Annotated in this window: 15 protein-coding genes; 5 read left to right on the top strand and 10 right to left on the bottom strand. The window is 49.3% G+C overall.

Features of this window, described 5'->3' with window-relative positions:
* Positions 1 to 31: 31 nt before the first annotated feature.
* Both FH603_RS09445 and FH603_RS09440 read right to left on the bottom strand, forming a co-directional pair.
* Positions 32 to 469 (bottom strand): response regulator, encoded by a 438-nt coding sequence (locus FH603_RS09445; RefSeq protein WP_235985416.1) that lies wholly within the window; start codon positions 467 to 469, stop codon positions 32 to 34.
* A 162-nt stretch (positions 470 to 631) separates the two neighbouring features.
* Positions 632 to 2,962: a PAS domain-containing sensor histidine kinase gene (locus tag FH603_RS09440; protein ID WP_186737241.1), complete on the bottom strand. Its 2,331-nt coding sequence runs from the start codon at positions 2,960 to 2,962 to the stop codon at positions 632 to 634.
* A gap of 221 nt (positions 2,963 to 3,183) precedes the next feature.
* On the opposite strand from FH603_RS09440, the gene FH603_RS09435 reads away from it, so the two are divergent.
* Positions 3,184 to 3,828, top strand: a complete 645-nt coding sequence (locus FH603_RS09435) for a porin family protein (protein ID WP_186737240.1) — start codon at positions 3,184 to 3,186, stop codon at positions 3,826 to 3,828.
* 120 nt (positions 3,829 to 3,948) lie between these two features.
* Here the strand turns inward: FH603_RS09435 and FH603_RS09430 are convergent, their stop codons facing one another.
* Both FH603_RS09430 and FH603_RS09425 read right to left on the bottom strand, forming a co-directional pair.
* Positions 3,949 to 5,421 carry a sigma-54-dependent transcriptional regulator gene (locus FH603_RS09430; protein WP_186737239.1) on the bottom strand — a complete coding sequence of 491 codons (1,473 nt, stop codon included), beginning with the start codon at positions 5,419 to 5,421 and terminating at the stop codon, positions 3,949 to 3,951.
* Positions 5,422 to 5,519: 98 nt separating this feature from the next.
* On the bottom strand, positions 5,520 to 5,888 hold the full coding sequence (locus FH603_RS09425) for a response regulator (protein ID WP_235985415.1): 369 nt from the start codon (positions 5,886 to 5,888) through the stop codon (positions 5,520 to 5,522).
* A gap of 475 nt (positions 5,889 to 6,363) precedes the next feature.
* On the opposite strand from FH603_RS09425, the gene FH603_RS09420 reads away from it, so the two are divergent.
* On the top strand, positions 6,364 to 6,525 hold the full coding sequence (locus FH603_RS09420) for a lmo0937 family membrane protein (protein ID WP_186737237.1): 162 nt from the start codon (positions 6,364 to 6,366) through the stop codon (positions 6,523 to 6,525).
* Positions 6,526 to 6,778: 253 nt separating this feature from the next.
* Here the strand turns inward: FH603_RS09420 and FH603_RS09415 are convergent, their stop codons facing one another.
* Positions 6,779 to 7,864: an endonuclease/exonuclease/phosphatase family protein gene (locus tag FH603_RS09415; RefSeq protein ID WP_186737236.1), complete on the bottom strand. Its 1,086-nt coding sequence runs from the start codon at positions 7,862 to 7,864 to the stop codon at positions 6,779 to 6,781.
* Between the two features lie 293 nt (positions 7,865 to 8,157).
* Between FH603_RS09415 and FH603_RS09410 the strand changes: the two genes are divergently transcribed.
* From FH603_RS09410 to FH603_RS09400, 3 genes are all read left to right on the top strand, one after another.
* On the top strand, positions 8,158 to 8,409 hold the full coding sequence (locus FH603_RS09410; protein WP_186737235.1) for a YtxH domain-containing protein: 252 nt from the start codon (positions 8,158 to 8,160) through the stop codon (positions 8,407 to 8,409).
* Positions 8,410 to 8,455: 46 nt separating this feature from the next.
* Entirely contained in the window at positions 8,456 to 8,824 is a 369-nt protein-coding gene (locus FH603_RS09405; protein ID WP_186737234.1) for a YtxH domain-containing protein, read from the top strand.
* A 107-nt stretch (positions 8,825 to 8,931) separates the two neighbouring features.
* Entirely contained in the window at positions 8,932 to 9,264 is a 333-nt protein-coding gene (locus FH603_RS09400; protein WP_186737233.1) for an MGMT family protein, read from the top strand.
* A gap of 7 nt (positions 9,265 to 9,271) precedes the next feature.
* Here FH603_RS09400 and FH603_RS09395 read toward each other — a convergent pair whose 3' ends face one another.
* The 5 genes from FH603_RS09395 to pgi all read right to left on the bottom strand — a co-directional run bounded on the left by FH603_RS09395 (position 9,272) and on the right by pgi (position 14,304).
* Positions 9,272 to 9,805 carry an NADPH-dependent FMN reductase gene (locus tag FH603_RS09395; RefSeq protein ID WP_186737232.1) on the bottom strand — a complete coding sequence of 178 codons (534 nt, stop codon included), beginning with the start codon at positions 9,803 to 9,805 and terminating at the stop codon, positions 9,272 to 9,274.
* An 18-nt stretch (positions 9,806 to 9,823) separates the two neighbouring features.
* The gene (locus FH603_RS09390) at positions 9,824 to 10,390 is read right to left on the bottom strand and encodes a precorrin-2 dehydrogenase/sirohydrochlorin ferrochelatase family protein (protein ID WP_186737231.1); all 567 of its coding nucleotides are present in this window, start codon (positions 10,388 to 10,390) and stop codon (positions 9,824 to 9,826) included.
* Between the two features lie 90 nt (positions 10,391 to 10,480).
* The gene (locus tag FH603_RS09385; RefSeq protein WP_186737230.1) at positions 10,481 to 11,410 is read right to left on the bottom strand and encodes a hypothetical protein; all 930 of its coding nucleotides are present in this window, start codon (positions 11,408 to 11,410) and stop codon (positions 10,481 to 10,483) included.
* A gap of 211 nt (positions 11,411 to 11,621) precedes the next feature.
* Positions 11,622 to 12,488 (bottom strand): PorT family protein, encoded by an 867-nt coding sequence (locus tag FH603_RS09380; protein WP_186737229.1) that lies wholly within the window; start codon positions 12,486 to 12,488, stop codon positions 11,622 to 11,624.
* Between the two features lie 157 nt (positions 12,489 to 12,645).
* A complete protein-coding gene (gene pgi, locus FH603_RS09375; RefSeq protein WP_186737228.1) occupies positions 12,646 to 14,304 on the bottom strand; it encodes a glucose-6-phosphate isomerase in 1,659 nt (552 codons plus the stop codon).
* Positions 14,305 to 14,327: the final 23 nt, after the last annotated feature.

Here is a 14,327-nt window from a genome sequence, read left to right as displayed (position 1 = left end):
TGTAGTAAGTGCTGGCAGCCATTCAGGTTGCTTACGGCAGTTTGACGGTATCCATCCAGTACGTTTTAAGCGTACCTACCATTTCAACAAGTCGGTTAAAATTAAACGGCTTCGTTACAAATGAATTAACCCCTAGATTATAAGTCTTCAGGACATCTTCATCAGCCGATGACGTTGTCATAACGATCACGGGCAAACGACGCAGTTTAGGATCGTCCTTGATTTCTGAAAGCGCCTGAAATCCGTTTTTCCGGGGCATATTAAGATCCAGAATAAGCATATTCGGCCAGGGAGCATTTACTTCATTATAACGCCCCTGCCTGCGCAAATATTCCATCAGATCTTCGCCATCCTCCACAAACTGAATTCCCTGATCGTATCCATTCTGGCGCATGGCCTGCTCCAAAAACATACGATCATCCGCATCATCGTCGGCGATTAAAATAGTCATTGTAAGCTTACGGTGCATACGTTCGGTTTAGTAGTCAATGTTACGGAAAGCGCTGGAAATTCTTTATACTGACCCAGGCGTCAGTAGTTTATTCGTAACGAAAAGCTAAATACAGAAAGAAAATCTACTTAAAGAAAAGAGAATAACTATTAGTCATCAAAAATAGACAAAAACGAGACACTATACGTTGCCTATAGGCAATAAAATCGTAAACACAGACCCCTCACCCGGCCGTCCCTGAGCCTGTATATACCCCCGATGATTTTCAACCACTTTCTGTACAATCGACAGACCAATTCCGGTTCCGGTATAGTGTGAACGGGTGTGTAACCGCTGGAACAGCTGAAAGATCTGCTCGGCATATTGAGACTCGAAACCAATGCCATTATCGCTTACATCGATGCGATGGTAAGCGAGGGTCAGTAAATCGACGGGAACGAGTGTAGCGAAGCCGGGTTCCGGCGTGTTGACTTTCGTGTAGGTAATCCGGATATGTGGTATAGTTTCGGCACGGGTGAATTTAAGGGCGTTGCTGAGCAGATTCTGGAACAACTGCCGCCATTGCAACGCATCACCCTTGATAGTCGGCAGTGAATCGATCTCAGCACGTGCCCCTTTTTCAATGACTGTAGTGTCAAGATCGGTAAGTACATCCCTGACTACAGCGCTAAGGTCGACCGGGCAAAATTCGTCACTGTTGCTCGTTACCCGGGAAAACGTCAGCAGATCCCGAATCAGGATTTGCATCCGTTCCGCGGCCGATTGCATACGCCGGATCATGTCGGCTCCGGTTTCGTCCAGCAGTGACGAATATTGCTTCTGCAGGATATCGCCGAAAGCCATAACTTTTCGCAGCGGTTCCTGTAGATCGTGGCTGGCGACATAGGCAAACTGTTCTAAGTTAGCATTCGACTTGCGCAATTCACCAATCAGTGTATCGGCTTGTCGCTGCGCTTTTTTGCGTTCGGTAATATCGATGAACGAGATCACTAACCCATCGCCATCCAGTGGTGTTGCCGACGAATCGAGCCAGACTTCCACATCCGCTCGGTGGTAGGCTTCCATGCGTTCTGGTTGTTTCGTTCTCAGCACACGCTCATACATGGCAAATAAACCCATATCGATATGCTGGGGGTACAGTTCCAGTAGATTTTTTCCAACCAGATCACATTCCGAAGACCCAAGGTATAGCTCGGCAGCCTGGTTGGCCGATAGTATTCTCAAATCGATCAGGACGCCCTGATCATCATAAACAGGATCGTTGGACATTACTCCATTCAACGAACCGTCGAGAAGCTTGCTGACAAATTCAGCCTGCTGCGTCAGTTCCAGCGCAGCCTGCTTGTTTATGGTAATATCTGAGAAAGTCACAACGAGCCCATCGCCCAGTTTCGAACCCGACAAATCGATCCAGGTCGCGGTATCCTGGTAAAAGGCTTCGGTTCGAAACGGCTGTCCGGTTTCTACCGTGTTCACATACCGCGCCATCAGGCCCATATCCAGCTCCTCGGGGTATAGCGTAAGGAGTTTCTGCCCTATCAGCTCAGTTCCAAGGCGCTCCAGGTAGTGTTCAGCGGCAGGGTTGGCCAGAATGATTTTAAAATCGCAGATCACTCCGCTTGCCGGATCACGGATCGCTTCATAGGCAATGATACTGTTGATCGCTCCATCCAGCACACTATTTACCAACTCGGTTTGTTGCTGCTCCACCTGTTTGGCGTTCTTCAGATAGGTCATGTCATTGAACGTGATCACGAAGCCATCGTCCAGCTTGGCAACCGCTACATCGTACCACCCTTCCGCTCCTTTTCCGTCGCTGTAATCTGTCTCAAACCGCAATGGATTACCGGTTTCAACAACGTCAATGTACTGATCAAAGAAATCATGCGCTATCAACGACGGAAACAGGCTCAGCATGTTCATGCCAACCGGATTTTCTGTCAGCCCCAGTACGTTCATAGCGGCCCGGTTAATGGTTTGAAACTGAAAATCGACAATCGAACCCTGTTTCCCGTCCTTAGATTGCGCCCGAACAGCCACATAGGTAATGATTCCGTTCATGGACGCATCAAGCACTCCCTGCAGCCGTCGCCCCCGCTCTTCCAACTCAGCTTCGGCCCGTTTGCGAGCTGTTATATCGAGGAGTGTTGCCACAAATCCACGGGCCAGAGGAGTGACCGATACATCGATCCATACATCGAGAAAGTCAACATAGATTTCATCCCGCACTTCCTCGCCTGACTTGACCACGTGCACCAGCCGATCGATCAACCCCAGTGGACCTGCCGATGGACAGGTTTGCAGCAAAGAGACTTTTCGCATGTCGGCGAGCGACATAAATGTCATTCGCTCGGCTGCTCCATTCGCAAAATTCACCCGAAAATCATCTATCGTACCCTGACCATCGTGGAGTGGTTCGAAGGCAAGCATGGGGGTAGGCGACTGATTCAGAATAGCCAGCAAAAAGGATTCCTTTTCTGGGGTGTCAGCAGCTTTCGGGTGGGGTGTCATACACGAGCGAATTGATTGGTGTGTTCTACAAAGTGGGGAAAATAGTACGCATTTTATTCATCAACCCATTAAACCAAGTAGTTCCATAGATTGTCTTAAAGTGGTAAAATGCAAGGTGATAGGCCAATTGGAATCGATTTTGGCACTCTTGGCACGAATTTAACACATTAGACATGAAAAGCGGAGTAACATTCCGTCTATGTACCAATCACACAATCGCTATGAAAAAATCCATGAAAACCCTGCTGGCTGCTGCCATTTTAGCTACCGGCGCAACATTTCTCAACACCTCCGATGCAGTAGCCCAAAACCGCGTACGAACCGGTATAAAAGGAGGGTTAAGCGCAAGCTCATTGTTTTATGATAGCCAGGGCGTAAGTAATAAGAACGAACGAATTGGTTTTCATGCCGGCGTATTTACCCAGGTTCCGGTAAGTGAGTTTTTTGCCATTCAGCCAGAATTACTGTATATCAACAAGGGTGCATCGGGCGACTACAACATCGTTGGGTTTACAGGCAGAAATACCTTCAAACTCAACTACGTTGAATTACCAGTGCTGGCCACGTTTAAACTTGGTCAGGCTGTTGAGCTACAGGCTGGTCCGTATGTATCCTACCTGATGAACTCCGATCTTACTTCGAACGGTGACTTCGGGACGGGACGGGGCGCGATCAACCGCGGTAATTTCAACAAAGTAGATTATGGAATTGCTGGTGGCCTGAACGTATACTTTGGCAAAGCCTTTGTTGGTGCCCGCTACGAACAGGGGCTTCAGCGTATTGCCAATGGCGGTGCTGCACAGGCGGTGCTGGGTAATGCAAAAAATGGAGTAGGCTTAGTTTCGGTAGGCTTCAGCATTAACTAAGACTTTTTTTGATTAAAGTCGTAAAAGTCATAAAAGTCGTAAGGGGCTGACGCAAGATAACACCTGCGTCAGCCCCTTACGACTTTTATGACTTACGACTAGTACGACTCTTTTTACGACCTAAAGATGAATGTCGTACGCTTTCAGCTTGTTGTATAGCGTTTTGCGGTCGATGTTGAGTACTTCAGCCGCTTTTGTTTTGTTATATCCCGTTTTCTCCAGCACCTTGAGAATGGCTGCCCGCTCGGCGCTTTCCGAAACAGATTTCAGGTTTGCGGCCGATTGAGAAATAACAGGAACGCCCGACCGGTTAGGGTGGTAGTTTACCTGGACGTCGGTTGTTGCATCAACAGCCGTCAGATACTGGGGCGATAGAATTTCGTGGGGCAGCACATCGGCTTCAATATAATCACCCTGCGTTAGTAGTACGGCCCGTTTTACCACGTTCTGAAGTTCGCGCAGATTGCCGTGCCAGTAATATTCCTTCAGCTTTTCACGAGCTTCTTCTTCAAATCCCTGAATATCTTTCTCCAACTGCCGGTTAGCTAGTTCCAGAAAGTGTTCGGCAAAAATCATAATATCGGCCTTCCGCTCACGAAGGGGCGACAGGTGCATCTCGAACTCATTGATACGGTGGTAGATATCTTCGCGGAAACGCCCTTGCCGGACCGCATCACGCAGGTCCTCGTTGGTCGCTACAATAATTCGAACATCGACCGGAATATCCTGGTTTGAGCCAATGCGCCGGATTTTTCGCTCCTGCAATACGCGCAGCAGTTTGATCTGGTTATCGTAGGAAAGATTTCCGATTTCGTCCAGAAAAAGAGTGCCTCCGTTAGCAAACTCGAAGCTGCCGGCTTTGTCGGCCATCGCCCCCGTAAAAGAGCCCTTCACGTGACCGAACAACTCGCTACCAGCCAGATCTTTGCTCAGCGCTCCACAATCGATAGCAACGAACGGTTTGTCGGCCCGCTTACTTTTGAGGTGAACCGCATTGGCAACAAACTCTTTACCGGTGCCTGTTTCGCCCGTGATGATCACCGACATATCGGTTGGGGCAATCAGATCGATGTGTTTCTGAAGTTGATCGGCAACACGGCTTTTACCAAATATAAACCGCTTGCCATCGGGGGTAACCATGACTTTGGCCGATGCTTTGGAAACACTCCCCTTGGGTACGCCGGTTGAACTCGATACGGCTGTCGACCCGGTCGGTTGACTGAGCGACTGGCTACGTCGTTCCAGGGCACCTTTGATCGTATACAGTATTTCGTCGGGATAGAGTGGCTTGGTCACATAGTCATAAGCACCATGCTTTACCGTTTGCACAGCCACCCGCACGTCGGAGTAACCAGTAATAATGATAACGGCTGTGTTGGGATGCATTACCTTAATCCGGCGCAACATCTCCAGGCCATCTATATCAGGAAGTTTGAAATCGCAGATAACTAACTCATAAGCTTCTTTCCGGAGTAAAGTCAGACCATCCTCGCCCCGCTGCACTGATTCTGTCTTGTACCCCTGCTTGCTTAGAAAACGTTCGAGGAGCAGACATATATCATTATTATCGTCGATGATCAGTATTTTTTCCATGTATGGGAAGTAGCTTATTCAGACAGCTTTAGCCCGGAAAATAACAAAAGGGTGAACAATGTGACTAAGCTCGGCTGTATAAACAAAGTTACTCAAACCTAGATAGTTTGCAAAGCCATCTCCACTGACCGGCGCGTGAATGGCTTGCCAATGAAATAACTTGCTCCCTGTTCGGTGGCCCGCCGACGTTCGGCTTGGCCATCAAACGCACTGATCATAATTATTTTCGCGTCTAATTGCTCCTGTTTAATAGCGGGTAACAGATCAAAACCCAGCCCGTCGGGCAGATTAAGATCCAGAAAGATAGCGTCGAACTGCTGTGTGTTCAAACATTGACGTCCTTCTTCAATAAAATGAGCACAGGTAGGCTGATACCCAAGCCGACGTAACAATCCTGACAATAGCAGGCATATATCGGTCTCATCATCTATGATTAATACGCGTTTTGTGGCCGTAGCTCCATTCATAACGGTAGGTCTGAACTGCGATCTCGCGTCAACTCTCGTCATCATCCTTATCACGATCAGTATTGGTTTGCTAGTATATATCATGTTTATCTATACAATTCTATGCCCAAACTTATCGGTTTGGTAAAAACAGCGTATAAATGCCTACTAAACCCTGTCAGATTAAGGAATTATATCTTTCTTACCCCTTCTGCTCTCAGAAACAAGTATGATCATGATTCAGAATGCAGAGGTTACGGTGAGGGTTTTTTCTACGTTTATTCTACACCTGTAGATAAAAGTCCACATATTTTTCTGGTAGGGTTCGCCAACCGACTGAGATAACAAAAACATTTAATAACAGCTAAATGCTCATTTTCAAGCCAATAAGGCCCTTTTTTTGAGTAGACAACGGGGGCGTTTCAGATTTGGCACAACTTTTTCTATCTACCTAATCAACTACGAGACATTTACTCTGATTTACTCACGAAACGTCATGGGAAATTTACTTTACACGATAGCAGTTATCCTTATCATCATCTGGTTACTAGGCTTTTTAGGCTTTAACAGTTTTGGCTTGGGTAGTCTGATCCACGTTCTACTAGTCATTGCGGTCGTTGCGATCGTATTGCGACTAATCCAGGGCCGGGGGGTGTGAGGTAGGAAGTACTAGGTTATATTGCAAAGAGAGGTTTTACTTCTTCACGCACACAAAAATTATCTGGATCACCCTGATCCAATTCAGTCACGGATTAACCCGTGCAACCACATTTTAGGTTAAGTACAAGTTACGGTGGGTACGGAATCCCTGCGCCAAGTTGAGCGCAGGGATTTTTTTTGTCTACTTATTTCTAAGGGCCAGCCTCTTTGACGCCAGCCTTTTTTTAATCGATACTAAACTGGCAATGAACTTACTCGTTCGTTGCTTTCTTAATGATCTCTTTTGTTTCCTGGAGGTCATCGCTTTCGGGCTTAGGCAGGTCTTCAGCCCGATTTGGGTCGGGGTTGTAGGTCAGAGAGACCAGCATAGGAAAATGGTCCGATCCACAGTTTGGCAACCGCCGAATTTGCACCAGTTCAAAATGATGCGATACGAAGATATGGTCAAGAGGCCATCGGAGGAAGAAATAATTAGCATTGAACGTACTGAATAATCCCCGCCCGATGCGTGGATCGAACAAGCCGCTCACCCGCTGAAACAAGCGCGTTGTGTGTGACCAGGCTACGTCATTCAGGTCGCCAGCCACAATGATAGGCCCTGATTTATGACGGGCCTCTTTTCCAACCAGTAACAGTTCGGCATCCCGCTCTGTGGATCGGTAGTGTTCTGTCGGGCTCGGCGGCATAGGATGGACACCGTAGAAATGAACAAGCTGTCCCGATGCCATCGTGAGCTGTACGTATATGGAGGGGATATCCTCCTGTATAAGGAAGCGCAGTTCGTGTGATACCATCGGCAGCCGGGAATAAAACAGCAACCCATACATATTCTCCAGCGGACAATGTATCTGGTGGGGAAAGTCTTTTTCGATTGGCGACATCGCCTGCTTCCAGGTTTTGTTCGTCTCGAGCAGCAACAAGATGTCCGGTTGATGCTTCTCAATGAGTTCCAGCACCTCACCGGTCTTTTTGTTCTCCTGGTATACGTTGGCTGTCAGGAGTCGCAACGTATCAGGATCGGTAGCCTGGCCCTGGCGCTTTCTGTCCTTTCCTGTTGAGCGAACCTCCCGCTTGTGTAGCGCGGTATATGGATAGATGAGCCATCCCTGATAAAAGGAAGCCGCTACCAGTCCAATCGGAAGCAGAGAGGCAGGACCATCTACCGCGTGGCCAAATACAGCCCATGCTAACAAACCGAGCAGTGTCATTACGGATACCTGTAAATGAGGAAAGTCCCATATGCGTATCCACCAATAGTCGAGCCGGATCAGGTGAGCGAATGAAGCGAAAAGAACGAAACTGGTATAAAAAATTAGAAATAGAGAAATGGTGGTCATTCGATTAATCTGTGTAGTCTGGGGATCATACTTCGAGATAAACTGATTTAGTACAGGCATTTGTTTACAGATCCTACCCATGCTCCCTACTTCACGGGGAAGGTTAGGTCGGGAACAGTTGGGTAAAACATGGACGGCCCTGTAGAAAATACTCCCCATATAGCGAGTAACTCCGGCATACCGGAAACTTATATAACCGGCTTACTGACAGCCGCTTACTAGTACAGGAGAAAAGGTGGTACAAAATTTTCTATAGGAAGGTCGTATCAAGTCACACACTAAAGCCAGTACACATGAAATCGTTACCCGGAATTTTGGTAGGTTTAGCAGTCGGGGCTGTCGTAGGCCTTCTGCTCGCTCCCGAAAGTGGCAAAAAAACCCGTAAACGAATTTCGTCTGAATCGGATTCGTTCTTCAAAGATCTTCAGGACCAGCTCCAGACAGGTCTGGATAATATCAAAGGCCAATACAATGAGTATGTAGACACAGCTGCGTCGAAAACGCTGGATGTTGTCAAACAGGCAAAACGTAAGGCTAATTCTTAATTAATTAATTCATTCACGGACTAACTACCTTAAAACAACGAACAAGATGAGAAGCACACGCGATTTTCTAACAGGTATTCTAACAGGTGTAGTAATTGGTATTCTGACAGCACCACGCAGCGGTAAAGAAACCCGCGAAAAGTTGACCGAAGAGGCTAACAAGCGGTCGGGTGGTTTGAAAGATCAGTGGGAGAAAGGCGTTGCTCAGGTAAAAGATGGCCTGGAGCAGGCAAAAACCCAGGTAAACCAGTACGCCGACAAAGCAAAAGACCAGTACGAACAATACAAAGGTCAGGCACAGGATGCCTTCAACAAAGAAGACACCAAGTCGCAGTACAACGCGAAAGTTGACGAACTGGCTAACAAAACAGAGACTGGCGTAGAAAACGCACAGGACTCATTTAAAGTTAACTAATACGCATACCTGATTTACCCAACGCTCTGAAAGAAACCCCCACCCGGCTTACCGGGCGGGGGTTTCGTGTGTTAAATGAACGGGCGACCTTTGCCCAAACGATCAGCATGACACCAGCACGTGATTACTTCGGAGAAGTGTATGATGTAGTCCGCCTGGTACCCCGCGGACGGGTAACGACCTACGGCGCTATTGCGCGCTACCTCAGCCTGCGGGCAGGGGCACGCATGGTAGGCTGGGCCATGAACGCGTCTCATGGCCATGATGTGCCCGCCCACCGGGTCATCAATAGCCGGGGCGTATTATCTGGTAAACATTTTTTTGGCGGCCCAACGATCATGCAACAATTACTTGAAGACGAAGGCATTCGGGTGGTCGATGATCGGGTAGTCGATTTCACCACCGTGTTCTGGGACCCATCGGAAGAACTCGGTTTGTAGCGGTAAGTTAGGACTGGTGTGGCTGAATGGCGTCCAGCAGCGCGTCAAGTAGCGATTGTACAGCCCGGGACGTTGGCGGGTCGGTTATGTGGCCGTCGCTGTCCACTTTAGTGCGCACAAACGGTATTAATACCGAAGCCCCATCGACCCGGCGGGCCGACATCACACGCAGCGTTTCAAGCAATGATGCGTGCGCGAAGTTTCCTTCGGTAGCCGCCGTAATTACACCTGTAGGCTTATTGACAAACTCACCCGACGACACCACCCAGTCCAGCATGTTTTTCAACACGCCAGGTACGCCGTGTGCATATTCAGGGGTACAGATCAGGACGGCATCAGCCTCTCGCAGGCATCTCCGCAGGGCCGTTACGGTGGCTGGTGGATTGTCAGTGTCCCGCTCGGGGCTAAAATGTGGCAGATCGTCCAGGCCGTCGTAGAGATCAACGACTACCCCGGCAGGAACTAAGCGCGCTACGGTCCGGAGCAACGATGTGTTGGTCGACGCGGGCCGTAAACTACCCGATATGGCGAGAATATGCATGACGTAGTTCCTGTGTACCTAGCGCAACACCTTCGTGATCTCGTTCAGTTTCTCCATTTTCTGCACAAAATCGCCCTTGAGCTGGTTGCGTATAGCGGTCAGGTTATCCAGCGTTTCCTGTAAACTATCGGGCAGAATTTCTTCCAGTACTTCCCGAAAACGCTTGGCGAAAGTCGGTGACTTACCATTGGTAGAAATGGCGATCTTCAGATCACCTTTCTTCACCACCGAACTCAGGTAGAAATCGCATAAATCCGGCGTATCGGCAACGTTGACAAGAATGTGACGGGCTTTGCAGTCAACCTGCACCTGCCGGTTAACGGCTTTGTCGTTCGTACCAACGATGACCAGATCGAACCCCTCAAGAAAATCAGGGTGATACAGTTTTTGCACCAGCGTCACATTCGGGTGTTGCTGCGCGAGTTCCGGGATTTCGGACCGGATTTCCGGAGCTACCAGGGTTACATGGGCCTGGGGCGAGTTAGCCAGTACAGCCGTGAGTTTTTCCAGTCCTACGTAGCCCCCACCCACAATCAGGATGCGCAGTTTCTCGGCCTTAACGAAAATGGGAAAGAGGGTATTCATAAAAAAGTCGTAAGTCGTTGGAGTCGTAAGTCGCCAATGCTGACACCGGCAAATTTACGACTCCAACGACTTACGACTTACGACTTTTTTTTAAAACTTAAACCCTACGTTCACGCTCACAATCCGGCGTTTGGTATTGGTCGTTCCTTCAATGACATCGGCAAAACCGTGGTGATACATAAACCCAAGCATCAGTGGGCCGGCATCGAAGCCAAGGTTAGCAACCCCGTTGATGGTAGCTGCCCGAAAATCGCCCTGCTGGAAGTTAAACGCATTGTTATTTACGCCCAGCGGTGCTGCATATTCGGCCCCTACCGCGAGTCGTACCGCCGACACGCCCCGCTCCGACTGCGCCAGTTTGACACCGATCAGTGCGGGAATATGTAGATACTTCTGATCGACGTTTCCGATAATATCGCCGGGGCTGGTAACCGAGCCATCACCCGCCCGGTAAAAATCGGAGCTCGACGTCAGGTACTCAGCGCCGATCTGCCCGTAGATCCGGCCCCCACCCCGTACGAAAAAGCCCAGTTGGTAGCCAAGCCGGCCACTCAACCTGTCACCCGCTACGGTCTCCCCTTCGAAGCGGGTCGAATTGGCACCCCCGTAAATCCCGAACGTAAAGTTTTTATAATTCTCCCGGCGCTCCTTTTTTTCTTCTATTTCCTTACTACGCTGGCCATCGTCAAAACCTTCGTCGTAGGCTTTGCTCAAATCACGCTCGTCATACTGCTGACCCCGGTCCCGATCATCATACCGGTTGTCATACTTGCGATCCTCATTATTACGCTGGTTGAACTCCCGTCGCTCGTCGAAGCGGTCTTCCATCCGCCGATCGTCACGGCGCTCATCCCGACGCGAGGACCGGTCGTCAGAGCGGTCATCGTTCCGGCGCTCGTCGCGACGTGAGTCACGCTCATCCCGGTCATACCGCTCATTATTCGAATTCTGTTGCCCGAACACTAGGCTCGTGCTGCATACCCCTACGATCAGCAGGGCCGTTCTAAACTGATTTTTCATAACGTGTTGAGTTAATATTGACAATTGGACGTCACCGATACAACCACCCACTAAATGGAATGTTTGGTAAATCCATCGATTGAAATTGGCAGTAGTAATGGTAAGCCTGAAGGAGTGAATAAAGGTTGGCTACCGTGTAGCGAGCCCGAAAAGCAAAACGAGCGATTCCGTTGGGAACCACTCGTTTTTTGATAAAGCGTTTTGCTCACTGTTAGAACTTGAAACCAACACTGGCGCTCAAAATCCGGCGCTGCGAACCGTTAAAGCCCGTACCGCTTACCGCATCGCTAAAGCCATGGTGGTAGGTCAGGTCAAGAAATACCGGACCAGCGTCGAAACCTAATTGTCCCAGACCATTGAAGGTACCACTTTTGATCTTGAAGTCGTTCAGATCACCGAATTGGTTTGCATCCGAACCAATCTGGTTTGCGTATTCAAGACCAACCTGAAGTCGAATGGCCGAGATACCCCGATCCGATTCTACCAGTTTGTAACCTATGTACACAGGAACCTGAACGTACTTGATGTTGATTTGATCCTGGATGCTAGCCGCAGTCTGGCCTGAACCCGCCGTGAAATAGTTCGAGCTCGACGCAAAGTATTCAGCGCCAATCTGTCCATATAACCGGCCACCGCCCCGGACAAAGAAGCCGGCCTGATAACCCAAACGACCCGATAGGTCGCCATCCGTATTCGTGGTCTCACCCTTAAACTTAGTTGAGTTCAAACCGGCATAAATACCAAACACAAAGTTTTTGTAGTCCTTATCGCTTTTAACACGGGCCGGACGGTCAGTAGAGCTGTAGTCAGTAGAAGTCGTTGTTGTACCGTAAGTAGGCGTTGCCGCGCTGTTCACCGAACCTGAACTATTCATCGTACCATTGTTCATAGTACCTGAATTGGTCGTAGTAGTTGCGTTGCTATTCGATAGGTTGGTGCTATCGGTCGTTACGGGCGATGTGCCGTACGTAGCGTTCGTTGTCGTACCCGGAGTGGAGGACGAATTTGTGGTGGTCTGGCCGTTTGCCATCCCAGCACCCAGCAGGCAAATTGCCAGCAGCGTAACTTGAGTTTTCATTGCTTATCCTTTAGCGTTGAGTTGTACAAAAAAAGGGTGTAACCGAGGTTACACCCAATTAACAGGCCACTAGAGGGGATTGTTTTTGATTATTCCAATTTTGAGCAAATTTTATTCAGTCTCCTAAATCCAAACCTTACTCTAAACCGTAGACCCTTTATTCGCTTCGCATTGCTTTAAAGGCATTCATCAGTCCATTTGTTGAGCTGTCGTGCGTATTGACAGTGGTATCGTCCTGCAATTCGGGCAAAATACGGCTGGCAAGCTGTTTCCCCAACTCAACTCCCCACTGGTCGAAACTGAAGATATTCCAGATTACGCCCTGTGTAAATATTTTGTGTTCATAAAGCGCAATGAGGCTTCCCAACGTACGCGGTGTCAATTTCCGGAACAGGATTGAGTTCGTGGGTCGATTGCCCGAGAACGCTTTAAAGGGTGCCAGTGCCTGGATTTCTTCTTCGCTCTTATCAGCCTTACGTAATTCATCACCAGCCTCTTCCTCGGTTTTGCCATTCATCAACGCTTCGGTCTGCGCAAAATAATTCGCCATTAGAATGTTGTGATGCTCACCAATGGGCCGTTGGCTAATTGCTGGTGCCAGAAAGTCACAGGGTATGAGCTTCGTACCCTGGTGGATGAGCTGGTAAAACGCATGCTGGCCGTTGGTGCCGGGTTCGCCCCAGATAATAGGCCCGGTCTGGTAATCGACGGGCTGACCATTGCGGTCCACCGATTTCCCGTTGCTTTCCATATCGCCCTGCTGAAAATAGGCCGCAAACCGATGCATGTACTGATCATAAGGCAGAATGGCTTCCGTTTGTGCACCGAAGAAATTATTATACCAGATGCCCACCAGCGCCAGCGCGACCGGCAGATTCTCGTCGAGCGGGGCGGTACGGAAATGCTCGTCCATAGCGTGACCGCCTGCCAGCAATTCCTCGAAATTGTCGAACCCAATGTATAACGCAATCGACAGCCCTATGGCCGACCAGAGCGAATAACGACCGCCTACCCAATCCCAGAAGCCAAACATGTTGGCGGGATCGATACCAAATTTCTCAACAGCCGACTTGTTGGTCGACAGGGCGGCAAAGTGTTTGGCAATGTCCTCTTCCGAACCGCCGTTATCCAGAAACCACTGCCGGGCTGTTTGCGCGTTGGTCATGGTTTCCTGCGTGGTGAATGTTTTGGACGCAATCAGAAACAGCGTCGTTTCGGGCCGTACGGTCTGGAGCGTTTCGTAGATATGAACGCCATCGACGTTCGAGACGAAATGCACGCGCAGCTTCTGATCGTCGGCATAGGGTTTCAGCGCTTCGGTTACCATAACAGGACCCAGATCGGAGCCGCCAATACCAATATTGACAATATCCGTAATGGCTGCTCCCGTATAGCCGGTCCACTCCCCCGACCGAATGCGCTCCGTAAACGACTTCATGCGATTCAGCACATCGTTAACGTCCGGCATCACATCGGTCCCATCGACCAGAATAGGCGTGTTGGACCGGTTACGAAGGGCCACATGCAGCACAGCCCGCCCTTCGGTCTGGTTGATAACGTCGCCGGAGAACATTTTCCCGATGGCTTCGCTCAGTCCGGCCTGTTCGGCGAGTTGCAGCAACAGCGTCAGGGTTTCGTCGGTAATGCGATTTTTGGAGAAGTCGAGCAGAATGTCTTCGAACTGGCGCGTAAATTTTTTAAAGCGGTCAGCGTCCTCGGCAAACAAGTCGCGCAGGTGGCGGCTGTTCAGCACGTCATAATGATCCCGGAGTTGAGCGTAGGCCGGGAGTTCGGTAAATCGATGAGTAGGCAGCATGAAGATCGGGTTGTAAAGTCAGT

Origin of the sequence: Spirosoma utsteinense (genome assembly GCF_014282275.1) — a bacterium.
Lineage (GTDB): Bacteria > Bacteroidota > Bacteroidia > Cytophagales > Spirosomataceae > Spirosoma > Spirosoma utsteinense.
This window is presented reverse-complemented; position numbering and strand designations above follow the sequence as displayed.